This window comes from Pseudomonas sp. UBA6315, assembly GCF_002438125.1.
GTDB classification, from domain to species: domain Bacteria; phylum Pseudomonadota; class Gammaproteobacteria; order Pseudomonadales; family Pseudomonadaceae; genus Aquipseudomonas; species Aquipseudomonas faucium.
The window spans coordinates 1-23,144 of sequence record NZ_DJTF01000018.1; the positions used below are offsets into that span (position 1 = coordinate 1).

Annotated in this window: 18 protein-coding genes and 2 pseudogenes; 11 read left to right on the forward strand and 9 right to left on the reverse strand. The window is 64.9% G+C overall.

Features of this window, described 5'->3' with window-relative positions; all coding sequences use genetic code 11:
• The 3 genes and pseudogenes from B3E94_RS01345 to arcD (B3E94_RS01355) all read right to left on the reverse strand — a co-directional run.
• Nucleotides 1–106 (reverse strand): annotated as a pseudogene (locus B3E94_RS01345) (ornithine carbamoyltransferase subunit F); the annotation flags it as partial.
• Nucleotides 107–175: 69 nt separating this feature from the next.
• Complete coding sequence (gene arcA / locus B3E94_RS01350) at nt 176–1,432, reverse strand: arginine deiminase (RefSeq protein ID WP_286912042.1); 1,257 nt, start codon at nt 1,430–1,432, stop codon at nt 176–178.
• A 33-nt stretch (nt 1,433–1,465) separates the two neighbouring features.
• Nucleotides 1,466–2,893, reverse strand: a pseudogene (gene arcD / locus B3E94_RS01355) (arginine-ornithine antiporter).
• Between the two features lie 432 nt (nt 2,894–3,325).
• On the opposite strand from arcD (B3E94_RS01355), the gene arcD (B3E94_RS01360) reads away from it, so the two are divergent.
• On the forward strand, nt 3,326–4,753 hold the full coding sequence (gene arcD, locus B3E94_RS01360; protein ID WP_176514647.1) for an arginine-ornithine antiporter: 1,428 nt from the start codon (nt 3,326–3,328) through the stop codon (nt 4,751–4,753).
• Here arcD (B3E94_RS01360) and B3E94_RS01365 read toward each other — a convergent pair.
• The 6 genes from B3E94_RS01365 to gap all read right to left on the reverse strand — a co-directional run bounded on the left by B3E94_RS01365 (nt 4,733) and on the right by gap (nt 11,468).
• Nucleotides 4,733–5,146 (reverse strand): YbaN family protein, encoded by a 414-nt coding sequence (locus B3E94_RS01365; RefSeq protein WP_286912044.1) that lies wholly within the window; start codon nt 5,144–5,146, stop codon nt 4,733–4,735. The two genes, arcD (B3E94_RS01360) and B3E94_RS01365, sit on opposite strands and share 21 nt — an antisense overlap.
• Nucleotides 5,147–5,199: 53 nt before the next feature.
• Entirely contained in the window at nt 5,200–5,793 is a 594-nt protein-coding gene (locus tag B3E94_RS01370; RefSeq protein WP_236236715.1) for a biliverdin-producing heme oxygenase, read from the reverse strand.
• Between the two features lie 206 nt (nt 5,794–5,999).
• Nucleotides 6,000–8,588, reverse strand: a complete 2,589-nt coding sequence (locus tag B3E94_RS01375) for a TonB-dependent receptor (RefSeq protein WP_286912047.1) — start codon at nt 8,586–8,588, stop codon at nt 6,000–6,002.
• A gap of 125 nt (nt 8,589–8,713) precedes the next feature.
• On the reverse strand, nt 8,714–9,676 hold the full coding sequence (locus B3E94_RS01380; RefSeq protein ID WP_286912048.1) for a FecR family protein: 963 nt from the start codon (nt 9,674–9,676) through the stop codon (nt 8,714–8,716).
• A 90-nt stretch (nt 9,677–9,766) separates the two neighbouring features.
• Nucleotides 9,767–10,279, reverse strand: coding sequence for an RNA polymerase sigma factor (locus tag B3E94_RS01385; protein WP_176514657.1), 513 nt, complete (start codon nt 10,277–10,279; stop codon nt 9,767–9,769).
• Between the two features lie 187 nt (nt 10,280–10,466).
• Nucleotides 10,467–11,468 carry a type I glyceraldehyde-3-phosphate dehydrogenase gene (gene gap / locus B3E94_RS01390; protein ID WP_176514659.1) on the reverse strand — a complete coding sequence of 334 codons (1,002 nt, stop codon included), beginning with the start codon at nt 11,466–11,468 and terminating at the stop codon, nt 10,467–10,469.
• Nucleotides 11,469–11,732: 264 nt separating this feature from the next.
• Between gap and edd the strand changes: the two genes are divergently transcribed.
• The 10 genes from edd to B3E94_RS01440 all read left to right on the forward strand — a co-directional run.
• The gene (gene edd, locus B3E94_RS01395; RefSeq protein WP_286912049.1) at nt 11,733–13,559 is read left to right on the forward strand and encodes a phosphogluconate dehydratase; all 1,827 of its coding nucleotides are present in this window, start codon (nt 11,733–11,735) and stop codon (nt 13,557–13,559) included.
• A complete protein-coding gene (locus B3E94_RS01400) occupies nt 13,556–14,515 on the forward strand; it encodes a glucokinase (RefSeq protein WP_176514663.1) in 960 nt (319 codons plus the stop codon). The genes edd and B3E94_RS01400 overlap by 4 nt, the downstream gene beginning before the upstream one ends.
• Nucleotides 14,516–14,689: 174 nt before the next feature.
• Complete coding sequence (gene gltR, locus B3E94_RS01405) at nt 14,690–15,415, forward strand: two-component system response regulator GltR (RefSeq protein WP_286912050.1); 726 nt, start codon at nt 14,690–14,692, stop codon at nt 15,413–15,415.
• On the forward strand, nt 15,396–16,850 hold the full coding sequence (locus B3E94_RS01410; RefSeq protein ID WP_286912051.1) for an ATP-binding protein: 1,455 nt from the start codon (nt 15,396–15,398) through the stop codon (nt 16,848–16,850). The genes gltR and B3E94_RS01410 overlap by 20 nt, the downstream gene beginning before the upstream one ends.
• Nucleotides 16,851–17,032: 182 nt before the next feature.
• Nucleotides 17,033–18,256 carry an AGE family epimerase/isomerase gene (locus B3E94_RS01415; RefSeq protein ID WP_286912053.1) on the forward strand — a complete coding sequence of 408 codons (1,224 nt, stop codon included), beginning with the start codon at nt 17,033–17,035 and terminating at the stop codon, nt 18,254–18,256.
• A gap of 103 nt (nt 18,257–18,359) precedes the next feature.
• Entirely contained in the window at nt 18,360–19,646 is a 1,287-nt protein-coding gene (locus B3E94_RS01420; RefSeq protein WP_286912054.1) for an ABC transporter substrate-binding protein, read from the forward strand.
• A 140-nt stretch (nt 19,647–19,786) separates the two neighbouring features.
• Complete coding sequence (locus B3E94_RS01425) at nt 19,787–20,695, forward strand: carbohydrate ABC transporter permease (protein WP_176514673.1); 909 nt, start codon at nt 19,787–19,789, stop codon at nt 20,693–20,695.
• On the forward strand, nt 20,688–21,527 hold the full coding sequence (locus tag B3E94_RS01430; protein ID WP_176514674.1) for a carbohydrate ABC transporter permease: 840 nt from the start codon (nt 20,688–20,690) through the stop codon (nt 21,525–21,527). Before B3E94_RS01425 ends, B3E94_RS01430 begins: the two co-directional genes overlap by 8 nt.
• Before the next feature lie 3 nt (nt 21,528–21,530).
• Nucleotides 21,531–22,685: an ABC transporter ATP-binding protein gene (locus B3E94_RS01435; RefSeq protein ID WP_286912055.1), complete on the forward strand. Its 1,155-nt coding sequence runs from the start codon at nt 21,531–21,533 to the stop codon at nt 22,683–22,685.
• A 41-nt stretch (nt 22,686–22,726) separates the two neighbouring features.
• On the forward strand, nt 22,727–23,144 hold a 418-nt coding region (locus tag B3E94_RS01440; protein ID WP_286912057.1), incomplete at its 3' end, for a carbohydrate porin.

Below are 23,144 nucleotides of genomic sequence, written 5' to 3' on the forward strand. Positions count from 1 at the left end.
ACTTGGCGCGCTTGAGGTCGCGGGACAGGTCCAGCAGGTAGCGCAGCTCGCGCGTGGTGTGGTGCTCGAGGCTGAGCAGGTTGCGGTTGTGGATGTTGAACGCCATGACTGATTCTCCTTGAATTCGGTGAGGGTCCCGGCCGCCGCCTCGTGGGCGCGGCCGGGTGTATGGACGTTAGTAATCGATTGGGTCGCGGATGATCGGGCAGGTCATGCAGTGGCCGCCGCCACGGCCCCGGCCCAGTTCGCCGGCGCTGATGGTGATGACTTCGACCCCGGCCTTGCGCAGCAGGGTGTTGGTGTAGGTGTTGCGGTCGTAGCCGATGACCACGCCGGGCTCTACCGCGACCACGTTGTTACCGTCATCCCACTGTTCGCGTTCGGCGGCGAAGCTGTTGCCACCGGTTTCGACAACGCGCAGTTTTTTCAGGTTGAGCGATTCGGCCACCACTTCGATGAACGATTTATCGATGCGGCGCACATCCAGCCCATAAGGTTTGCTTGTGTCTGGGTGGATCACGAATGGCACGATTTCCTTGACCACTTCCGGGAAGACCGTAACCAGGTCTCTGTCACAGAAGCTGAAGACGGTATCCAGGTGCATGGCAGCGCGGGATTTTGGCAAACCGGCGACCACCACTTTTTCTACCGCGCCTTTTTTGAACAGCTCCTGGGCAAGCTGGCCGATGGCTTGGCGCGAGGTGCGCTCACCCATGCCAATCAGCACCACGCCGTTACCGATAGGCATCACGTCGCCGCCTTCGAGGGTGGACTTGCCGTGGTCCTTGTCCGGGTCGCCATACCAGACTTCGAAGTCGGCACCGGTGAACTCTGGGTGGAACTTGTAGATGGCACTGGTCAGCAGGGTTTCCTGACGTCGTGCTGGCCAGTACATCGGGTTCAGCGTCACACCGCCATAGATCCAGCAAGTGGTATCACGTGTGAACTGGGTGTTGGGCAGCGGGTCGAGCAGGAAGCTGGAGTGGCCGAGGTAGTCACGGTACATCTTGATCACGTTGGAGCCGGCGCTGTCCGGAATGTCTTCACCGGCAACGCCGCCGATCAGGAACTCGGCCAGTTTGCGAGGCTCCAGGCTTTCGAGCCAGCTACGCACTTCGTTGGTCAGGCCGACACCGACGGTATCGGGGGTGATCTTGCGATCGAGGATCCATTTCAGGGCTTCTGGATTCTGGATGGTCTCGGTCAGCAGGTTGTGCATCTCGAGGACTTCGATACCGCGCTCCCGCATCTTGGTGACGAAGTCGAAGTGATCGCGCTTGGCCTGGTTAACCCAGATGACGTCATCGAACAGCAATTCATCGCAGTTGCTCGGGGTGAGGCGCTGGTGCGCCAGGCCCGGGGAGCAAACCATCACCTTGCGCAGTTTGCCGGCTTCGGAGTGGACACCGTACTTCTGTTTTTCAGCGGACATGGTTCAATCCTCCATTAGTGCAAAGACGTGGGATCACAAGGTCAGGAAGCCGTCGTAAAGACCGTAGGCCGCCACCAGGGCGCCGATGACCACGGCTGCGAAGATCAGTTTTTCCACGTTGGTGAAGATCGGTTGGCCAATTTCGTGTTTGGCCTTGGCGAACAGGATCACGCCCGGGGCATACAGCAGGGCGGAGAGCAGCAGGTATTTCACGCCGCCGGCGTACAGCAGCCAGATGGCGTAGACCAATGCGATGGCGCCGATGAGCAGGTCCTTGCTGCGCTCTTTGGCAGCTTGCTCATAGGTTTCGCCGCGCATGGCCAGCAGGAACGCATAGGCCGCCGACCACAGGTAAGGCACCAGGATCATCGAGGTGGCGAGGTAGATCAGCGACAGGTAGGTACTGCTGGAGAACAGGGTGATGACCAGGAAGATCTGCACCATGGCGTTGGTCAGCCACAGCGCGTTGGCGGGTACCTGGTTGGCGTTTTCGCGGCGCAGGAACTCCGGCATGGTGTGGTCCTTGGCCGCGGCGAACATGATCTCGGCGCACAGCAGCACCCACGACAGCAGGGCTCCGAGCAGCGAGATGATCAGGCCGACGCTGATCAGCACCGCGCCCCAGTGGCCGACCACGTGCTCGAGCACGGCCGCCATCGACGGGTTCTGCAGCTTGGCCAGCTCCGGTTGGGTCATCACGCCCAGCGACAGCACGTTGACCAGCACCAGGAACAGCAGCACGGTGATGAAGCCGATGACCGTGGCCTTACCGACGTCGGAGCGTTTTTCCGCACGGGACGAGAAGATGCTCGCGCCTTCGATGCCGATGAACACCCAGACGGTGACCAGCATCATGTTGCGCACCTGGTTCATCACGCTACCCAGCTCAGGCGTACCGGTGCCCCAGATGTCGGCGGTGAAGATGTCGAGCCTGAAGGCGAACAGGCAGATCAGGGCGAACAGCACCAGCGGCACGATCTTGGCCACGGTGGTGACCAGGTTGATGAACGCCGCTTCCTTGATGCCTCGCAGCACCAAAAAATGCACCGCTCAGAGCAGGATCGAGGCGCCGATGATGGCTGCGGGCGTGTTGCCCTCGCCAAAGATCGGGAAGAAGTAACCGAGGGTACTGAACAGCAAGACGAAGTAACCGACGTTGCCCAGCCAGGCGCTGATCCAGTAACCCCAGGCTGACGAGAAGCCCATGTAGTCACCGAAACCCGCCTTGGCGTAGGCATATACCCCGCCGTCCAGGTCAGGCTTGCGGTTGGCCAGGGTCTGGAACACGAATGCCAGCATCAGCATGCCGACCGCCGTGATGCCCCAGCCGATCAGCACGGCACCGACGCCGGCGCTGGCCGCCATGTTTTGTGGCAGCGAGAAGATCCCGCCGCCGATCATTGACCCGACCACAAGTGCAACTAACGCGCCGAGTTTTAGTTTTCCGGATGAATCAGACATTTAACAACTCCTGCCAGGAGAAAGTTGACGACAGAATAGTTCCGACGCCTAAGCCATGCCCTGACCTAGATCAGTTCATGGTCGCGAAATGTAGGAAATTTCCCACACCCGGGCTCCCGGAGAGTGCCAACCGCTCTGCCGCAGGCCTTCTGCGCTGGCACCTCCATGTACTACTAGAGCAAACGCTCTGTTACACCTGCGATGTCTGAAGCTAGACGCTTTTGTCGCTTTCGCAAATTTTTCACAAGAATATTGAGTTTTATCAGTTTCTTTTCTAGTTGCTCGGATGCTGCTAATTTTCACAGGTAGGGTTGATAGACAAAGCAGTTATGAGCAGCCTGTCACAAATACCCTCGGATATATAAGAACGCGCTATTCATATGGCCATCTCGGCTGTTTCAACTGCATGACAACACAGGAAAAAAGATCTCCATGAGCGAACCAGGACAGAAATTGCGCCTTGGTGCATTGATCGCGCTGGTGGTCGGTTCGATGATCGGCGGCGGGATCTTCTCGCTGCCGCAGAACATGGCAGCACGCGCCGACGTCGGTGCCGTGCTGATCGGCTGGGGCATCACCGCGGTGGGCATGCTGGCGCTGGCCTTCGTGTTCCAGACCCTGGCCAACCGCAAGCCTGAACTGGACTCAGGCGTATACGCCTACGCCAAGGCCGGGTTTGGCGAGTACATGGGCTTTTCCTCGGCCTGGGGCTACTGGATCAGCGCCTGGCTGGGCAACGTCGGTTACTTCGTGCTGCTGTTCAGCACCCTGGGCTTCTACTTTCCGGTGTTCGGCGAGGGCAACACGCCGGTCGCCATCGGTTGCGCGTCGCTGCTGCTGTGGGCGGTGCACTTTCTGGTGCTGCGCGGCATCAAGGAAGCGGCGTTCATCAACCAGGTGACCACCGTGGCCAAGGTGGTGCCGCTGCTGATCTTCATCGTCATCGCCGCCTTTGCCTTCCGTGCCGACATCTTCACCCGCGATATCTGGGGCCTGAGCAACCCGCAGTTCGGCAATGTGCTGGACCAGGTGCGCAACATGATGCTGGTGACGGTGTTCGTATTCATCGGTATCGAAGGCGCCAGCGTGTACTCGGGGCGGGCGCAGCGCCGTTCGGACGTGGGCAAGGCCACGGTGATCGGCTTCATCGGCGTGCTGGCGCTGCTGGTGCTGGTCAACGTGCTGTCGCTGGGGGTGATGACCCAGCCGGAGCTGGCCGGGCTGCAGAACCCGTCGCTGGCCACGGTGCTGGAGCACATCGTCGGCCCCTGGGGCGCCTTGCTGATCAGCGTCGGCCTGGCCATCTCGCTGCTCGGTGCGCTGCTGTCGTGGGCGCTGCTGTGCGCCGAGATCCTGTATGCCACGGCGCGGGACAAGACCATGCCGCGCTTTCTGGCCAAGGAAAACGCCAACCACGTGCCGGCCAACGCCCTGTGGCTGACCAACTGCATGATCCAGGGCTTCCTGCTGATCACCCTGGTGTCGGCGGGCACCTACACCAGCCTGATCTACCTGGCCTCGTCGATGATCCTCGTGCCTTATTTATGGTCGGCAGCCTATGCGGTGCTGCTGGCGGTGCGCGGCGAAAGCTACGCCGGGCAGCCGGCGCTGCGGCGCAAGGACCTGCTGGTGGCATCGGTGGCGCTGGTGTATGCGGTGTGGCTGCTGTACGCCGGTGGGCTGAAGTACCTGCTGCTGTCGGCGCTGCTGTATGCCCCCGGGGTCATCCTGTTCGCCCGGGCCAAGCGCGAGCAGGGCCAGCCTTTGTTCACCACCTGGGAAAAGCTGATCTTCGCGGCGGTGCTGGCCGGTGCTGCGCTGGCGGCCTACTTGCTGTATTCAGGGCTGCTGAGCCTGTGACCCGGCAGGGCATGGCCGCTCCGGGCGCGACCAGATCCACAGGTTGCCCAGGGTCATGCCGGCAATGGCCAGGAACACCGGCCAGTGGTGCTCGAGGAAGGTCAGCATCAGGCCTGCGCACAGCAGCATGCTGATCGTCGCGCTGACCTTGGCCCGGCGCTGGATCACCTTGCCATTGCGCCAGTTGTAGAGAATCGGCCCGAACAGCCGGTGGTTCTCCAGCCAGGCCGACAGCCGTGGCGAGCTGCGGGTCGCGGCCCAGGCGGCAAGGAGGATGAATTCGGTGGTCGGCAGGCCGGGGATGACGATCGCCACCAGGCCGATGCCCAGGCTCACGTAAGCCAGGATGCCGTACAGCAGGCGCGTCAGTTTCGAGCGGGCAGGTCGGGTCATGGTCTCACTGCGTAAAACGTCCGGCCACCGGAGGGGCGGCCGGGTGATGCGTGTCAGGCCAGCGCGGCGTCCGCGGCGTAGGCATGCTTGAGCAGTTCGGTGAAGCGCTCGAAGGCGGCGACTGCACCGCGTTCGGCAGCAGCGTCTTCTTCGTCCGACAGCGCCAGGCCATCGAGGATACGGGTGAACTGCTTCCAGCCTTCGGCACGGCCACCGGCCGGTTCGCCGAGGTGGCGGGCACCGAAACTGTCGGACAATTCCAGCGCCACGGCGCGCTTGATCAGAAACGCAGCGCCCAGTTTGGAGCCTTCGGAGACGAAGATCCAGCCCAATGCCTCACCCAGGCTTGGCGTGTGCAGCGCGCCGGGTACTGCGGCCGGCACTTCGGTATCCAGGTCGGCGAGGTCCAGGCGGGCTTGTTCGGCGCGGCAGCGCTCGGCGAGGTCGGGGACGATGGCGATCAGTTGCGGGTCGTTGTACAGGGCCTGCAATTCGGATTGGAACAGGTACTGGGCGACGACGAAGCGGGCGAAGCTTTCGCGGCTGTCGAATGGCTTGTGCGATTTGACCAGGGCATCGAGCTCGGTGTGCGGGGCGTGGGTGACCTGGTTGAGGCGTTGCGAGCGCAGGGCTGGGCGGTCGGTCATGGGGTGGGTCCTTGGAAAATGAGGGCGTCTAGTGACAAGACGAAACAGCGGGGCGGGGACAGTAAAAAAACTGTGGCCTTGTGGTGTTTGTGCTGGCCTCATCGCCGGCAAGCCGGCTCCTACAGGAACTGCACAGTATTCGAAACCTGTGCTGCACCTGTGGGAGCCGGCTTGCCGGCGATGAGGCCAGAACGGATCAGCTCACATCAGATATCCCACACCACATTGATGGCGAAGTTGCGCCCCGGCATGGTCAGGCGGTCGAGGTTGGCCGGCTGGGTCACGGCCGCTTCGCCCTGGCCGTCGTAGCCGCGCACGTCATCCCACTGCCAGTACTTCTTGTCGGTCAGGTTGTAGAGCCCGGCGTTCACCGTCACATCGTCGGTCACCTTGTAGAAGCCGCTCAGGTCCAGCACGCCGTAACCGGGGGTGCGGAACTGCGAGCTGGCGCCGTCGGGGGCGTAGAAGGTGGTGTCGTCGACGCGGGTCTTGCGCTTGACCAGGGTCCAGCTCAGCAAGCCGCCGTAGTTCGGCTGCTCATAGCCCAGGCCGAACACGCCGGTCAGCGGGTTGACGCTGTTCAGCGGCTGGCCGTTGTCATCGTTGCGCCCGTTGGCATAGGCGATCGAACCCTGGGTGTACAGGCCCTGCGGCGCACCGAAGTGGTCGAGGTTGAGGCGGCCCTTGACCTCGGCACCCTTGATGGTGGCGTGCTTGATGTTGTTGGCCTGGAAGGTGGTGCCCAGGTTGGCCGACTGCACGGCGTCTTCGTCGATGAAGTCGCGGTACTTGTTGTAGAACACCGCGGCGCTGAAGTTACCGGCATCGAAGTTGCCGCGCAGGCCGGTTTCGTAGCTCTTGCTCTTTTCCGGCTCCAGGTTCGGGTTGCCGCGCACGCTGTAGCCCAGGCCCGGGTTCTCGAAGCGGCCGTACATCGACTTGGCGGTCGGCGTGCGGAAGCCTTCGGCGTACTGGCCGTACCAGGTGTAGTTGTCGTTGAAGGCGTAGGTGATGCCGAGCTTGGGCGACACGCGGTGCCACTTCTTGTCCGAGTCGTCCAGCTCGCTGGGCGCGGTGCCCGTGCCCTGGATGCCGCGCAGGAATTCGTCGGTGAATTTCGGCTCCATGCGCGTGTAGTCGTAGCGGGCGCCTGGCAGGAAGGTCCAGTTGTTCCAGCGGATCTCGTCCTGCACGAACAGGCTGTAGGTGTTGACGGTCGGGTCCGGGAAGTCGCTGACCAGCGCCTGGCCATCGCGCGGGCTGTCCTGGCCGATGGCGCTGCAGCCACCGCCAACCGCCACGCAGGTGCCGGAGCCGCTGCGCGAGCCGGTCACTTCTTCATGCTTGAGGGTGGTGCCGTAGGTCAGCAGGTGGTCGGTCTGGCCGAGGCTGAAGGCTTTGTCCAGCTGGGCGTCGAATACCCATTGGCGGTCCTTGTAGGTGGTCTGGCGGTCGCGCAAGACCTGGCGCCCCGAGGCCACATACAGCTCGTCGGTGCGCTGGTCGGTCTTGGCGATCTGGTAGTTCAGGCTCCACTTCAGGTGGTCGGCGACCAGGCTGTCGAGGCCGAATTCGTGGTTGATGCCGAAGCGTTCGCGGGTGACGGTGTCGTTGCCCTGGCGCATGCGGTAGGAGTTCATGGCGCCGAAGCCTGGAATGAATGGGCCGCCCACGGCGCTGAGGATGTTCTGGTCGCGGTCATCCTTGTAGCGCTCGTAGGTCAAGCCCAGGCGCGCGTCGTCGGCGTAGTTCCAGCCCAGCTTGGCCAGCACGTTGGTGGTGCGCACATCCTCGGGGTTGGCTTCGGTACGGCCAAGGCCGGTGCCGCCGTGCTCGCCATAGGACTCGGTTTCGTGGCCGTTGCGCTGGCTCAGGTGCAGCAGGCCGTCGAAGTCGCCCTGGCGGCCGGCCACGGTGGCCGAGGTCAGCCAGCTCTCATCGGCCGAGCTGTAGCCGGTCTTCAGGCGCGCACCCACGTCCTTGCCGGGCTTGATGATGTCGTCCGGGTCGAGGGTGAAGTAGCTCACCGCACCGCCGATGGCGTTGCTGCCGTACAGCACCGAGGCCGGGCCGCGGAGGATTTCCACGCGCTTGACGATTTCCGGGTCGACGTAGTTGCGCTGGGTCTGGGCGTAGGGGCCGTAGAAGAAACTGTCAGGGATCGACACGCCGTCGACCTGGGTCAGGATGCGCTCGCCGTCGATGCCGCGGATGTTGTAGCCGTTCAGGCCACTGCGCTGGCCGACGCCGCCAACCGACACGCCGGGCTCGTAACGCACCAGTTCCTTGATGCTGTTGACGTTCTGCCGGTCCAGTTGCTCGCGGGTCTGCACGCTCACGGTGCTCGGCACTTGGCTGACGTCCTGGGCGCTGCGGGTGGCGCTGACGGTCATCTGCTGCAGGGCGATGGCGTTGCCCGCCGACTGGCGCTCGAGCACCACGTTGCCGTTGCTGATCTTCCGGTAGCCCAGGCCCGTGCCTTGCAGCAGGCGCTTGAGCGCGGCCTCAGGCGGCAGCGAACCCTGCACGCCAGGGGACGCCACGCCGTCGGCCAGTTCGGCGCTGAAGCCGACCTGCCAGCCGGTGACCTGGCTGAAGGCGTTGATCGCCTCGACCAGCGGCTGTTGGGCGATGCTGAAGCGGTAGTCGCCCATGCGCGGGCTGCTGGCCTGGGCCGGTTCTGCGGCCAGCGCCGGCAGGCTGCAGGCGCCGCTGGCGAGCAGGGCCAGCGTCAGCAGCGACAATTGCCCTGTGCGGCGGGGAAGGGTGGACGGGCGAGTTGGACCTGTGGACATCGAAAGCGCTCCCTGACGCGCGAACTGTTATAGGTGATGACTGTTCTCGTTTTCAAACAAGAATCAGTTGCATTGGCTATAACGAGACGGACGGGGTAGCGCGATCGCGTAAAAATAATTTCAGGTCAGTTGAGGATGACCACGGCGGGGTATTCGTGAAGCTGCGCCGAAGTGATGTGCGCCAGGGCGCGCAAAGTCTCCAGGGGCTGGTCGAGGCGGTAGTTGCCGGTTACGGCCATGTCGTCGAGGTGGCCGTTGCGGTTGATGATCCAGCCGGGGTAATAGCGGCGCACTTCGGCCAGCACCTGGCTCAGCGGGCAGTTCTCGAACAACAGGCGGCCCTCGACCCAGGCCAGGTCCTTGTGCATGTCGGGGCGCTGGCGCTCACCGAAGCCCTGCGGGCCGACGCTGATGCTGTCGCCGGCGCTGAGGCGGATGCGCTGGTCGCTGGCGGCCTGCAGGTCGACGTCACCGCGCTGCACGCGCACCTGCGCCTCGCCATCGAGGTAGCGCACGGCAAAGTCGGTGTCGCGCACCTGCGCGCGCAGCGGCCCGGCCTGCACCTCCAGCGGCAGTTGCGCAGCGCCCGTTACCTGGAAGTACGCCTCGCCCTGCAGCAGGCGCGCCACCTGGCGGCCTTCGCGCAGGTCGCTGGCGAACGCCGAGTTGGTGTTGAGCAGCACCTTGGCGCCATCGTCCAGCTGCAGGCGCTGGCGCTCGCCGACCACGGTCAGGTGGTCGGCCTGCAGGCGCACCGGCAGGTTGCCGAAGGTGAACAGCCCGACCAGCAGCACGGCGGCAGTGGCCAGGGGTTTCCAATGGCTGCGCAGGCGCCCGCGCACGGAGCGCCGCCGGCCCTGGTGCATCTGGGTGGCGGCCTGGCGCAATGGCGTGCCGTTCCACAAGGCCTCGGCCTCGACATAGGCCTCGGCGTTTTCCGGGGCCGCGCTGAGCCATTGCTCGAACGCCAGGGTGTCGGCGTCGCTGGCGCATTGCAGGCGCACGAGCCAGTCCAGCGCCTCGCTCATCGCACGGGCACGGGCGTCGGGCCCGGCAGCAGGCGGGCGAGGGGCGGGGCTGTCGGTCACGGTGAGTCCTTGAATGGATTTTTTCGAATGATCAAGGCTAAGGCGGGGCGTGGCAAGGGTTTCGGCCTACCCAGGCGGCCAACGGTCGGCTCATTTGAGGCGATCGGCCACGCCCATGCAGATGGCCATGATCAGTTTCAATTCCTTCTGTACCGTGCTGGCCGAAACCTTCAGTTGTTCGGCGATTTCCAGGTAGCTGGCGCCATGCAGGCGGCTGAGGATGAAGATCCGTTGCTGGCGCTCGGTCAGCTGGTTGAGGCTGACGCTCAGGTGCTTGAGCAACTGCTCGGCATGGGCGGCGTCTTCGCTGCTGCTCAGGGGCGCCGCGACATTGTGCAGCACCTCGTCGGGCACATCGTCGACCAGCATGCGCGCTTGCACGCGGCGCGTGCGCAGGTGGTCCAGGGCCAGGTTGCGGGCGGTCTGGAACACGAAGGGTTCGAGGTGCTCGATGGGCCGCTCGCCAAGGGCACGGGAAACCCGCAGGTAGGTTTCCTGCAGCAGGTCCTCGGCGGTGCTGGGGTTGCCCACCATGCGCTGCAGGGTGCGCAGCAGGGAAAGGCGCTGGACGAGGAAGACGGAGTTGAACCGGGACTGACTCACGGGGTGACCTGGCCGACGAAAGGTGAATGATAATGCTTATCATCTTGCCTGCAGGTCAAGCCTGGAAGTGTTAGGAAAAGGTAAAGATTGTAGTTTTCAGGCTGGCCCTATCGCCGGCAAGCCGGCTCCCACGGGTTCGTTGGGTGGTTGTGGGAGCCGGCTTGCCGGCGATAGGGCCGACGCGGTATCAGCGGGCGCTGCACAGCGCCAGGCAGTTATCCAGCATGCGGTTGGAGAACCCCCACTCGTTGTCGTACCAGGCCAGCACCTTGAGCATCCGCCCATTGGCGCGGGTGTGGTTGGCATCGAAGATCGACGACAGCGGGTTGTGGTTGAAGTCGCACGACACCAGCGGCAAGGCGTTGTAACCGAGCACCTTGGAGTGCAGGCTGGCCTCCTGGAACAATTGGTTGACCTGCTCGGCGGTGGCCTCGCGCTTGAGGTTGACGGTGAGGTCGACCAGCGAAACGTTGATCACCGGCACCCGCACCGCCATGCCGGTGAGCTTGCCGGCCAGCTCCGGCAGCACCAGGCCCACGGCCTCGGCGGCGCCGGTCTTGCTCGGGATCATCGACTGGGTGGCGGAGCGGGCCCGGTAGGGGTCGCTGTGGTAGACGTCGGTCAGCACCTGGTCGTTGGTGTAGGCATGGATGGTGGTCATCAGCCCTTGCTCGATGCCGAACTCGCGGTGCAGCACCTGGGCGATCGGTGCCAGGCAGTTGGTGGTGCAGGAGGCGCTGGAGATGACCTGGTGCGAAGCACGCAGCACGTCATGGTTGACCCCATACACCACCGTGGCGTCGGCGCCCTTGGCCGGCGCCGAGACGATCACCTTGCCAGCCCCCGCAGCCAGGTGCGCGGCCGCCTTGGCGCGGTCGGTGAACAAGCCGGTGCATTCGAACACCACATCGATCGCCTCGGCCTTCCAGGGCAGTTCGGCCGGGTTGCGGATGGCGCTGACGGCAATGCGATCGCCGTTCACCGTCAGGCTTTCATGATCGGCCTCGACCGATGCAGCGAAAATGCCGTGCACGCTGTCGAACTTGAGCAGGTGGGCGTTCATCGCGCTGTCGCCCAGGTCATTGATGGCGACGACCTGCAGGTCCTGGCGGTAGCCTTGGGTATACAGTGCGCGCAGGATGTTGCGCCCGATGCGGCCGAATCCGTTGATGGCGATGCGTAGGGTCATGGCAGTACCTCTGGCAGTCGGAGTGAAACCTGTGGCACAAAGTAGCTTCACTGAAACGGTTTTGTTGTTGGAATTACAAGATTATTCACTGAGCGATAGAAAACAAGCCTTTTTGCTGGCAGTATTTTGTTTAAATATACAACGAGCGGTCGGGTGAGCCGCCTCCGTCGATGCACCAGGCCCTTTACCTTGAGCCTAGGTCGCAATCGTTTGGAGGGGAAATGCCCGCTAAGCCGCCCTAATCGTTAGCCTGGAGTCCAGTACATGCACCCGCGCATCCTTGAGGTCACCCAGCGGCTGATCGAACGCAGCCGTGCCACCCGTGAACGCTACCTGCAGCTGATTCGCGGCGCGGCCAGTGACGGACCCATGCGGGCCAGCCTGCAATGCGCCAACTTCGCCCACGGCGTGGCCGGGTGTGGCGCCGACGACAAGCAGAGCCTGCGGCTGATGAACGCGGCCAACGTGGCCATCGTCTCGGCCTACAACGACATGCTCTCGGCCCACCAGCCCTACCTGCACTTCCCCGAACAGATCAAACAGGCGCTGCGCGAGGTCGGCTCGGTCGGCCAGTTCGCCGGCGGCGTGCCGGCCATGTGCGATGGCGTGACCCAGGGCGAGCCCGGCATGGAGCTGGCCATCGCCAGCCGCGAAGTGATCGCCATGTCCACCGCCGTGGCGCTGTCGCACAACATGTTCGATGCCGCGCTGATGCTCGGCATCTGCGACAAGATCGTCCCCGGGCTGATGATGGGCGCCCTGCGCTTCGGCCACCTGCCGACCATCTTCGTGCCCGGCGGGCCGATGGTGTCGGGCATCTCCAACAAGCAGAAGGCCGATGTGCGCCAGCGCTATGCCGAGGGCAAGGCCAGCCGCGAGGAGCTGCTGGAGTCGGAGATGAAGTCCTACCACAGCCCCGGCACCTGCACTTTCTATGGCACTGCCAACACCAACCAGCTGGTGATGGAAGTGATGGGCCTGCACTTGCCCGGCGCCTCGTTCGTCAACCCGTATACCCCCTTGCGCGATGCCCTCACCGCCGAGGCCGCGCAGCAGGTCACGCGCCTGACCAAGGCCAGCGGCAGCTTCATGCCCCTGGGCGAGATCGTCGACGAGAAGGCGCTGGTCAACTCGATCGTGGCCTTGCACGCCACCGGCGGCTCGACCAACCACACCCTGCACATCCCGGCGATTGCCCAGGCCGCTGGCATCCAGCTCACCTGGCAGGACATGGCCGACCTCTCCGAGGTGGTGCCGACGCTGTCCCACGTCTACCCCAACGGCAAGGCCGACATCAACCACTTCCAGGCGGCAGGCGGCATGGCCTTCCTGATCCGCGAGCTGCTCGATGCCGGGCTGCTGCACGAAAACGTCAACACCGTGGCCGGCCACGGCCTGCGCCGCTACACCCAGGAGCCGTTCCTCGACAACGGCAAGCTGGTGTGGCGCGAAGGCCCGCTGCAGAGCCTGGACGAGAGCATCCTGCGTCCGGTGTCGCGGCCGTTCTCGGCCGAAGGCGGCCTGCGGGTGATGGAAGGCAACCTCGGCCGTGGCGTGATGAAAGTGTCTGCCGTGGCCGCCGAGCACCAGGTGGTGCAAGCGCCGGCGCGCATCTTCCACGACCAGCAATCGCTGGCCGATGCGTTCAAGGCCGGCGAGCTTGAGCGCGACTTCGTTGCCGTGGTGCGCTTCCAGGGGCCGCGTTGCAACGGCATGCCCGAGCTGCACAAGCTGACGCCATTCCTCGGCGTGCTGCAGGACCGCGGCTACAAGGTGGCTCTGGTGACCGACGGGCGCATGTCTGGCGCCTCGGGCAAGATCCCGGCAGCCATCCACGTGTGCCCCGAAGCCTTCGACGGTGGCCCGCTGGCGCGGGTGCGCGACGGCGATATCGTGCGCGTCGATGGTGTCGAAGGTACGCTGCAGGTGATGGTCTCGGCCGATGAGCTGGCCAGCCGCGACCTGCCGGCACCGCCCCAGGGCAACGACCTGGGTTGTGGCCGCGAGCTGTTCGGCTTCATGCGCATGGCGTTCAGCCCGGCAGAGCAGGGTGCCAGCGCCTTCACCTCGGCCCTGGAGAACCTCAAATGAAGGACTTGCTGGTTGGCGACATCGGTGGCACCAACGCCCGTTTTGCCTTGTGGCGTGGCAACCAGCTGCATGAGGTGAAGGTATTCGCCACGGCGGACTACACCAGCCCCGAGCAGGCCATCGAAGCTTATCTGGATGACCAGGGCATCGCCCGCGGTGGCTTGTCGGCGGTGTGCCTGGCGGTCGCCGGGCCAGTAGATGGCGATGAATTTCGCTTTACCAACAGCCACTGGCGGCTGAGCCGCAGCGCCTTCTGCAAGACCTTGCAGGTCGAGCAGCTGCTGCTGATCAACGATTTCTCGGCCATGGCCCTGGGCATGACCCGCCTGCAGCCGGGCGAATTTCGCGAAGTGTGCCCCGGCCAGGCCGACCCCGTGCGGCCGGCGCTGGTGATCGGCCCGGGCACCGGGCTTGGCGTCGGCAGCCTGCTGCGCCTGGGCGAGCAGCGCTGGCAGGCCTTGCCGGGCGAGGGCGGGCATGTCGACCTGCCGGTGGGCAATGCCCGCGAGGCGGCGATCCATCAGCAGATTCACCAGCAGATCGGGCATGTCAGCGCCGAGACGGTGCTCAGCGGCGGCGGCCTGGTGCGCCTGTACCAGGCCCTGTGTGCGCTGGACGGTGATACCCCGCGGCACAAGACCCCGGCGCAGATTACCGATGCGGCCTTGAACGGCGAGCCACGGGCGTTGGCGGTGGTCGAGCAGTTCTGCCGCTTCCTCGGCCGGGTGGCCGGCAACAATGTGCTGACGCTGGGGGCGCGGGGTGGGGTCTATATTGTTGGCGGGGTGATTCCGCGCTTTGCCGAACTGTTCCTGCGCAGTGGCTTTGCTGCAAGCTTTGCCGACAAGGGCTGCATGAGTGGCTACTTTGCCGGCGTGCCGGTGTGGCTGGTGACGGCGGAGTTTTCCGGGTTGCTGGGCGCTGGGGTGGCTTTGCAGCAGGCGTTGGATCATTGATTTGAGAATGGGGCTGCTGTGCAGCCCAATCGCTGGCAAGCCAGCTCCCACAGGTATTGTGTGACCCCAGTGGGGGAGGTTTCTGTGGGAGCCGGCTTGCCGGCGATTGGGGCGCGCAGCGGCCCGCTAGCAGGCAACCAAGACCTGTGACAACAACAAAAGGGGCGGGACACCTTGAGCACTGCCGGTAAATCGATCCTGATGGTCGACGACGACCAGGAAATTCGCGAGCTGCTGCAAACCTACTTGAGCCGCTGCGGCCTGCAGGTGCATGCCGAAGCCGACGGCCAGGGCTTTCGCCGGGCGCTGGAAAGCACCCCGTGCGACCTGGTCATCCTCGATGTGATGCTGCCCGATGAAGATGGCTTCAGCCTGTGCCGCTGGGTGCGCCAGCACCCGCGCCAGTCGCGGGTGCCGATCATCATGCTGACGGCCAGCTCCGACGAAGCCGACCGCGTCATCGGCCTGGAACTGGGCGCCGACGACTACCTGGGCAAACCGTTCAGCCCCCGCGAACTGCAGGCGCGGATCAAGGCCCTGCTGCGCCGCGCAGAGTTCGGCCAGGCCGCGCCGGCCAGCGCCGTGCTGGCCTTCGACGACTGGCGCCTGGACACGGTCAGTCACCGCCTGTTCCACCGTGATGGTGAAGAGGTGATCCTTTCGGGCGCCGACTTCGCCCTGCTCAAGCTGTTTCTCGACCACCCGCAGCAGATCCTCGACCGCGACACCATCGGCAACGCCACCCGAGGTCGCGAGCCGATGCCGCTGGACCGCATCGTCGACATGGCGGTCAGCCGCCTGCGCCAACGCCTGCGTGATACCGCCAAACCCCCTCGGCTGATCCGCACCGTGCGCGGCAGTGGCTACCTCCTGGCGGCGCATGTCTGCTGCGCGAGCTGAGCGGCGCTGGCGCCTGCTGCCACGCTCGCTGCTGGGGCGCATGCTGCTGCTGACCCTGCTGGTGGTGTTGCTGGCCCAGGGCCTGTCCAGCGTGATCTGGGTTTCCCAATTGCGCGCCAGCCAGTTGCAGGGCTTGCGCGCCAGCGCCAGCAGCCTGGCCCATTCCATGAGTGCCAGCGTCAGTTACTTCCGCTCCTTGCCGGTGGCGTATCGGCCCATGGTCCTGGACCAGCTGCGCAGCATGGGCGGCACGCGCTTTTTCGTCTCGCTCAACGACAAGCCGCTGGACATGCCGGTATTGCCCATCACGCCACGCAAGCAGGCGGTCATCGAGGTGTTCGAGCAGGTGCTGCGCGAGCGCCTGGGCGCGCAGATGGACATCTCGGTGGAGTTCGTCGCCCCCGATGACCTGCGCATCTTCAACAGCGGCCTGAAGCTCGACGAATTGCCGCGCTCCTGGGCGCACTATTCGCTGACCCTGGAGCCGCTCAACCCGCCGGTGCTGGTCACCCAGATCCGCCTGGGCGAGGGCGAGTGGCTGTACATCGCCTCGTTGCTGCCCGCGCCCTATACCAGCCTCGAGGCCGAGCGCCTGCCGCGCCAGCAGCTCGGTTTCATCGTGCTGACCACCGCCTTGCTGCTGCTGTTCATCGGCCTGCTGGTGCATTGGCAGAGCTGGCCGCTCAAGCGCCTGGCCCGGGCAGCCCGGGAGCTGTCGCTGGGCGCCGAGGTGGCGCCGGTGGCCGAAGGCGGCGGCAGCGAGGTGGTCGAGGTAGCGCGTGCCTTCAACAGCATGCGCGAGCGCATCAGCCGCTACCTCACCGAACGCTCGCAACTGTTCAGCGCGATTTCCCATGACCTGCGCACGCCGATCACGCGCTTGCGGCTGCGCGTGGAGCTGCTGGAGGACGAACGCCTGCAGGCCAAGTTCAGCCAGGACCTGGACGAGCTGGAGCTGCTGGTCAAAGGCGCGCTGCAATGCGTGAAGGACACCGACATCCACGAGAACATCGAGCCGATCGACCTCAACCAGGTGCTGGACATCCTCGCCGAGCCTTACCTGGGCGACGGCCGCATCACGGTCGAGGGCAAGGCCCTGACGCCGTATCCGGGCAAGCCGCTGGCGGTGCGGCGCTGCATCGGCAACCTGATCGACAACGCCATCAAGTATGGCGAGCGCGCCCGCCTGCGCATCATCGACAGCGCCGACGCCTTCGTGCTGCAGGTCGATGACCAGGGGCCGGGGGTGCCGCAGCAGCGCCTGGAGCAGGTATTCGAGCCGCACTTTCGGCTGGCCGGGCAGCAGCAGGGGTACGGGCTGGGCCTGGGCATCGCGCGCAACATCGCCCACAGCCATGGCGGCGAGGTGAGCTTGCTGAACTTGCGCGAGGGTGGGTTGCGGGTGACCTTGTTCCTGCCGCGAGGGGTCGATTGAAGCTGCTGGCCCCATCGCCGGCAAGCCGGTTCCCACAAACAGCCCGCACTCTGTGGGAGCCGGCTTGCCGGCGATAGGGTCACGAATGTCACCACTCGGTGACACAGCCAGCCGCCTTCGTGACATTCCCGCCAGGACGGCTGGCTAGACTTTGCACACCTCTGGCATGGATGAAGCCGTACATGGTCCCCCTGGATTTCCCCACCGAGCCCTGGCTCCAGGCTGAATGCCAGCGCTTGCTGGCATTCGCCAAAGGCTCGCGGGTACCCCTGGGTTTTGCCGCCCTCGGCTCCCACGGCGAGCTGCCAGCGGCGGCCACTGCGCAAACCCTCATCACCAGCCGCATGACCCACAGCTTCGCCCTGGCCCACCTGCGCGGCGAGCCCGCTTGCCTGGCCCTGGTGGAACACGGCGTGGCGGCCTTGCATGGGCCGCTGCACGATGCCCGCCACGGCGGCTGGTTCGCCACCCCGTTCGGGGCGGGCGACCCGCGCAAAGCGGCCTACCTGCACGCTTTCGTCGCCCTGGCCGCCAGCTCCGCCGTGGTCGCCCGCGCCGATGGCGCGCAAGGCTTGCTGGCGGATGCGATCCGGGTCATCGAGGCGCATTTCTGGAGCGAAGAGGAGGGCGCGTTGCGCGAGTCGTTCGCGGCTGACTGGCAACAGCCCGAGGCCTACCGCGGCGCCAACAGCAACATGCACGCCACCGAGGCGTTCCTGGCCCTGGCCGATGTCACTGGCGACAGCCGCTGGCTGGAGCGCGCCCTGCGCATCGCCGAGCGGATCATCCAGCGCCACGCCGCCGACAACGATTACCGCGTCATCGAGCATTTCGACGCGCACTGGCAACCCTTGCCCGACTACAACCGCGACCGCCCGGCCGACCCCTTCCGCCCCTATGGCACCACCCCAGGCCACGCCTTCGAATGGGCGCGCCTATTGCTGCACCTGGAAGCGGCGCGGCACCAGGCCGGGCTGCCTTCGCCGCAGTGGCTGCTGAGCAGTGCCCGCGGCCTGTTCGACAGCGCGTGCCGGCTGGCGTGGAACGTCGATGGCGGGCAAGGCCTGGTCTACACCCTCGGCTGGGACAATCAGCCACTGGTGCGCGAGCGCCTGCACTGGGTGCATGCCGAAGCCTGCGCTGCGGCTGCAGCCCTGCTGCGGCGCACTGGCGAGCAACCCTACGCACTCTGGTACCAGCGCTTCTGGCAGTTCATCGATCGCCACTTCATCGACCGCAGCGCCGGCAGCTGGCATCACCAGCTCGACCCAACAAACCAGCCCGCCGCCACCCTTTGGGCCGGCAAACCGGACCTCTACCATGCCTACCAGGCCGTGCTGCTGCCCGGTGTGGCGCTGGCGCCCAGCCTGGCTTCGGCCTTGGCGCGCAATGTAACCAGACGATGACATTCACGCATCGCTTCGTTACCAGACGCTGCGAGCACCCTGTTTAGACTCCATGCCATGCAAGCGAAAGACTTGCCCGCATAACAACAAGAAAGGTACTCCGATGAATTCCACGCTCCGTCTCGCTGCCGCGATCTCCCTTGCCTCCGTCTTCCCGCTCAGTGCCCTGGCTGCCGACTCCAAAGGCAGCGTCGAGGTGGTGCACTGGTGGACCTCCGGCGGTGAAAAGGCCGCCGTCGATGTGCTGAAGAAGCAGGTCGAGGGCGATGGCTTCACCTGGAAGGATGGCGCGGTCGCCGGTGGCGGCGGCGCCACCGCGATGACCGTGCTCAAGAGCCGCGCAGTGGCCGGCAACCCGCCGGGCGTGGCGCAGATCAAGGGCCCGGACATTCAGGACTGGGCGGCCACCGGCCTGCTCGATACCGATGTGCTCAAGGATGTGGCCAAAGAAGAAAAGTGGGACACGCTGCTCGACAAGAAGGTCGCCGACACCGTGAAGTACGAGGGTGACTACGTCGCCGTGCCGGTGAACATCCACCGCATCAACTGGCTGTGGATCAACCCTGAAGTGTTCAAGAAGGCCGGCATCGACAAGGCGCCGACCACCCTCGACGAATTCTATGCCGCCGCCGACAAGCTCAAGGCCGCCGGTTTCATCCCGCTCGCCCACGGTGGCCAGCCCTGGCAGGACAGCACCGTGTTCGAAAGCGTGGTGCTGTCGGTGATGGGTGTGGACGGCTACAAGAAAGCCCTGGTCGAGCTCGACGACGCGACGCTCAAGGGGCCGCAGATGGTCAAGTCGTTGACCGAGCTGAAGAAGGTCGCCACCTACATGGACCCGGACGGCAAGGGTCAGGACTGGAACCTGGAAGCGGCCAAGGTCATCAACGGCAAGGCCGGCATGCAGATCATGGGCGACTGGGCCAAGAGCGAGTGGACCCTGGCCAAGAAGGACGCCGGCAAGGACTACCAGTGCGTGGCCTTCCCCGGTACCGATCAGGCCTTTCTCTACAACATCGACTCGCTGGTGGTGTTCAAGCAGAACGACAAGGGCACTGCAGCGGGCCAGCAGGACATCGCGCGCAAGGTGATGGGCCAGGACTTCCAGAAAGTCTTCAGCATCAACAAGGGCTCGATCCCGGTGCGCAACGACATGCTCGCCGACATGGGCAAGTACGGTTTCGACGCCTGCGCCCAGACCTCCGCCAAGGACTTCCTGGCCGATGCCAAGAATGGCGGCCTGCAGCCGAGCATGGCGCACAACATGGCCACCACGCTGGCCGTGCAGGGCGCGTTCTTCGATGTGGTGACCAACTACATCAACGACCCCAAGGCCGACCCGGCCGAGGCGGCCAAGCAGCTGGCGGCGGCGGTCAAGGCGGCCAAGTAGGCGCTTCAGAGGCTGCGCCTCCCTTTGTGGGAGCGGGCTTGTCCCGCGAAGCAGGCACCGCGTTGCCTGGCACCGGCTGTGCCGGTGTTCGCGGGGCAAGCCCGCTCCCACAGTCCTTGGTTTTCTGAGCAAGGTGACCCATGACCACAGCTACCGCCCGCCTGCGGGCCTCCCCCCTGGACGCGCTGCAGCGCTGGCTACCGAAACTGGTGCTGGCGCCGAGCATGTTCATCGTCCTGGTGGGCTTCTACGGCTACATCCTGTGGACCTTTGTCCTCTCCTTCACCACCTCGACCTTCCTGCCCACCTACAAATGGGCGGGCCTGGCGCAATACGCCCGGCTGTTCGACAACGACCGCTGGTGGGTGGCGAGCAAGAACCTGCTGCTGTTCGGCGGCCTGTTCATCGCCATCAGCCTGGCCATCGGCGTGCTGCTGGCGGTGCTGCTCGACCAGCGCATCCGCCGCGAAGGCTTCATCCGCACGATCTACCTCTACCCCATGGCGCTGTCGATGATCGTCACCGGTACCGCCTGGAAGTGGCTGCTCAACCCCGGCATGGGCCTGGACAAGCTGTTGCGCGACTGGGGCTGGGAGGGCTTTCGCCTGGACTGGCTGATCGACCCCGACCGGGTGGTGTACTGCCTGGTGATCGCGGCCGTGTGGCAGGCCTCGGGCTTCATCATGGCGATGTTCCTCGCCGGCCTGCGCGGGGTCGACCCGTCGATCATCCGCGCCGCGCAGATCGACGGCGCAAGCCTGCCGCGCATCTACTGGAAGGTGGTGCTGCCCAGCCTGCGGCCGGTGTTCTTCAGTTCGCTGATGATCCTCTCGCACATCGCCATCAAGAGTTTCGACCTGGTGGCGGCGATGACCGCAGGGGGCCCGGGGTACTCCTCCGACCTGCCGGCGATGTTCATGTACTCGTTCACCTTCAGCCGCGGCCAGATGGGCATGGGCTCGGCCAGCGCCATCCTCATGCTCGGGGCGATCCTGGCGATCCTCGTGCCTTACCTGTACTCGGAGCTGCGGAGCAAACGCCATGCATAGCCCTGCTGCAAGAATCAGCCTGAGCCGCATCGCCATCTACGCCGTGCTGCTGGCGGCGGTGCTGCTGTACCTGGTGCCGCTGGTGGTGATGCTGCTGACCAGCTTCAAGACCCCGGAAGACATCAGCAGCGGCAACCTTCTGAGCTGGCCGGCGGTGTTCACCGGCATCGGCTGGGCCAAGGCCTGGGACACGGTCAGCGGCTACTTCTGGAACTCGATCATGATCACCGTGCCGGCGGTGCTGATTTCCACCGCCATCGGCGCGTTGAACGGCTATGTGCTGTCGATGTGGCGTTTTCGCGGTTCGCAGCTGTTCTTCGGGCTGCTGCTGTTTGGCTGCTTCCTGCCGTTCCAGACCGTGCTGCTGCCGGCCTCGTTCACCCTCGGCAAGCTGGGCCTGGCCAGCACCACCGAAGGCCTGGTGCTGGTGCACGTGGTCTACGGCCTGGCATTCACCACGCTGTTCTTTCGCAACTTCTACGTCAGCGTGCCCGAGGCGCTGGTCAAGGCGGCGCGCCTGGATGGCGCCGGGTTCTTCACCATCTTCCGGCGCATCATCCTGCCGATGTCGACCCCGATCATCATGGTCTGCCTGATCTGGCAGTTCACCCAGATCTGGAACGACTTCCTGTTCGGCGTGGTGTTTTCCAGTGGCGACTCGCAACCGATCACCGTGGCCCTGAACAACCTGGTCAACACCAGCACCGGGGCCAAGGAATACAACGTCGACATGGCGGCGGCGATGATCGCCGGCCTGCCAACCCTGCTGGTCTACGTGGTGGCAGGCAAGTATTTCGTGCGCGGCCTCACCGCCGGCGCCGTCAAGGGGTAAGACATGGCAACGCTTGAACTTCGCAATGTGAACAAGACTTACGGCAGCGGCCTGCCGGACACCCTCAAGGACATCCAGCTGTCGATCAAGGATGGCGAGTTCCTGATCCTGGTCGGCCCGTCGGGCTGCGGCAAATCGACCCTGATGAACTGCATCGCCGGGCTTGAGAACATCAGCGGCGGCGCGATCCTGATCGACGAGCAGGACGTCAGCGGCATGAGCCCCAAGGATCGCGACATCGCCATGGTGTTCCAGTCCTACGCGCTGTACCCGACCATGAGCGTGCGCGAGAACATCGAGTTCGGCCTGAAGATCCGCAAACTGCCGCAGGCGGCGATCGACGAGGAAGTGGCGCGGGTGGCCAAGCTGCTGCAGATCGAGCACCTGCTGGCGCGCAAGCCGGCGCAGCTTTCCGGTGGCCAGCAGCAGCGGGTGGCCATGGGCCGGGCGCTGGCGCGGCGGCCGAAGATCTACCTGTTCGACGAACCGCTGTCGAACCTCGACGCCAAATTGCGGGTCGAGATGCGCACCGAAATGAAGCTGATGCATCAGCGCCTGAAGACCACCACGGTGTACGTCACCCACGACCAGATCGAGGCGATGACCCTGGGCGACAAGGTGGCGGTGATGAAGGACGGCATCATCCAGCAGTTCGGCACGCCGCAGCAGATCTACAACGACCCGGCCAACCAGTTCGTCGCAAGCTTCATCGGCTCGCCGCCGATGAACTTCATTCCAGTGCGCCTGAGCAAGCAGGACGGGCGCCTGCTGGCCCTGCTCGACAGCGGCCAGGCCCGTTGCGAGCTGCCGCTGGGGGTGGCCGGCGACGGGCTGGAGGGCCGGGAAATCATCCTCGGCATCCGCCCGGAGCAGATCACCTTGGGCACGGGGGAGGGCAATGGCCTGCCGGGCATTCGCGCCGAGGTGCAGGTTACCGAGCCCACCGGGCCGGACTTGCTGGTGTTCGTCACCCTCAACCAGACCAAGGTCTGCTGCCGCCTGGCGCCGGATGTGGCGTGCCGGGTCGGTGACAGCCTGCACCTGCAGTTCGACCCGGCGCGGGTGCTGCTGTTCGACGCCGCCAGCGGCGAACGCCTGGGCCTGGGCAATGGCAACGCGGCAGTGAAGGACAACGTGGCTCACTTCAAGAGCCGTTGAATCGTCTACACCATCAATAAGAAAAAAGAGGACGCAAAGGGATGGAACAGCGCAATCGCATCAGGACCTTGGGCTCGTTGGCGTTGCTCGCTGCGGTCGGCAGCAGCGGCGTGCAGGCGGCCGAGGCCTTTTCCAGCGAGTCGAAATGGATGACCGGCGACTGGGGCGGCACTCGCACCGAACTGCTGGAAAAGGGCTACGACTTCACCCTCGACTATGTAGGAGAAGTGGCCGGCAACCTCAATGGCGGCTACAACGACGACAAGACCGCCCGCTACAGCGACCAGTTCGCCCTCGGCGCGCACCTGGACCTGCAGAAGATCCTCGGGTGGCACGATGCCGAGTTCAAGCTGGCGATCACCGAGCGCAGCGGGCGCAACCTGTCCAACGACCGCATCAGCGACCCGCGTGCCGGGCAGTTCAGCTCGGTGCAGGAGGTGTGGGGCCGCGGCCAGACCT

What these genes read in the sequence shown, in the direction of transcription:
- B3E94_RS01435 (WP_286912055.1), top strand. Translation starts at nt 21,531, where the DNA reads ATGGCAACGCTTGAACTTCGCAATGTGAACAAGACTTACGGCAGCGGC.
- edd (WP_286912049.1), top strand. Translation starts at nt 11,733, where the DNA reads ATGCACCCGCGCATCCTTGAGGTCACCCAGCGGCTGATCGAACGCAGC.
- B3E94_RS01400 (WP_176514663.1), top strand. Translation starts at nt 13,556, where the DNA reads ATGAAGGACTTGCTGGTTGGCGACATCGGTGGCACCAACGCCCGTTTT.
- B3E94_RS01370 (WP_236236715.1), bottom strand. Translation starts at nt 5,793, where the DNA reads ATGACCGACCGCCCAGCCCTGCGCTCGCAACGCCTCAACCAGGTCACC.
- arcD (WP_176514647.1), top strand. Translation starts at nt 3,326, where the DNA reads ATGAGCGAACCAGGACAGAAATTGCGCCTTGGTGCATTGATCGCGCTG.
- B3E94_RS01375 (WP_286912047.1), bottom strand. Translation starts at nt 8,588, where the DNA reads ATGTCCACAGGTCCAACTCGCCCGTCCACCCTTCCCCGCCGCACAGGG.
- B3E94_RS01425 (WP_176514673.1), top strand. Translation starts at nt 19,787, where the DNA reads ATGACCACAGCTACCGCCCGCCTGCGGGCCTCCCCCCTGGACGCGCTG.
- B3E94_RS01430 (WP_176514674.1), top strand. Translation starts at nt 20,688, where the DNA reads ATGCATAGCCCTGCTGCAAGAATCAGCCTGAGCCGCATCGCCATCTAC.
- gap (WP_176514659.1), bottom strand. Translation starts at nt 11,468, where the DNA reads ATGACCCTACGCATCGCCATCAACGGATTCGGCCGCATCGGGCGCAAC.
- B3E94_RS01410 (WP_286912051.1), top strand. Translation starts at nt 15,396, where the DNA reads ATGTCTGCTGCGCGAGCTGAGCGGCGCTGGCGCCTGCTGCCACGCTCG.
- B3E94_RS01420 (WP_286912054.1), top strand. Translation starts at nt 18,360, where the DNA reads ATGAATTCCACGCTCCGTCTCGCTGCCGCGATCTCCCTTGCCTCCGTC.
- B3E94_RS01415 (WP_286912053.1), top strand. Translation starts at nt 17,033, where the DNA reads ATGGTCCCCCTGGATTTCCCCACCGAGCCCTGGCTCCAGGCTGAATGC.
- arcA (WP_286912042.1), bottom strand. Translation starts at nt 1,432, where the DNA reads ATGTCCGCTGAAAAACAGAAGTACGGTGTCCACTCCGAAGCCGGCAAA.
- B3E94_RS01365 (WP_286912044.1), bottom strand. Translation starts at nt 5,146, where the DNA reads ATGACCCGACCTGCCCGCTCGAAACTGACGCGCCTGCTGTACGGCATC.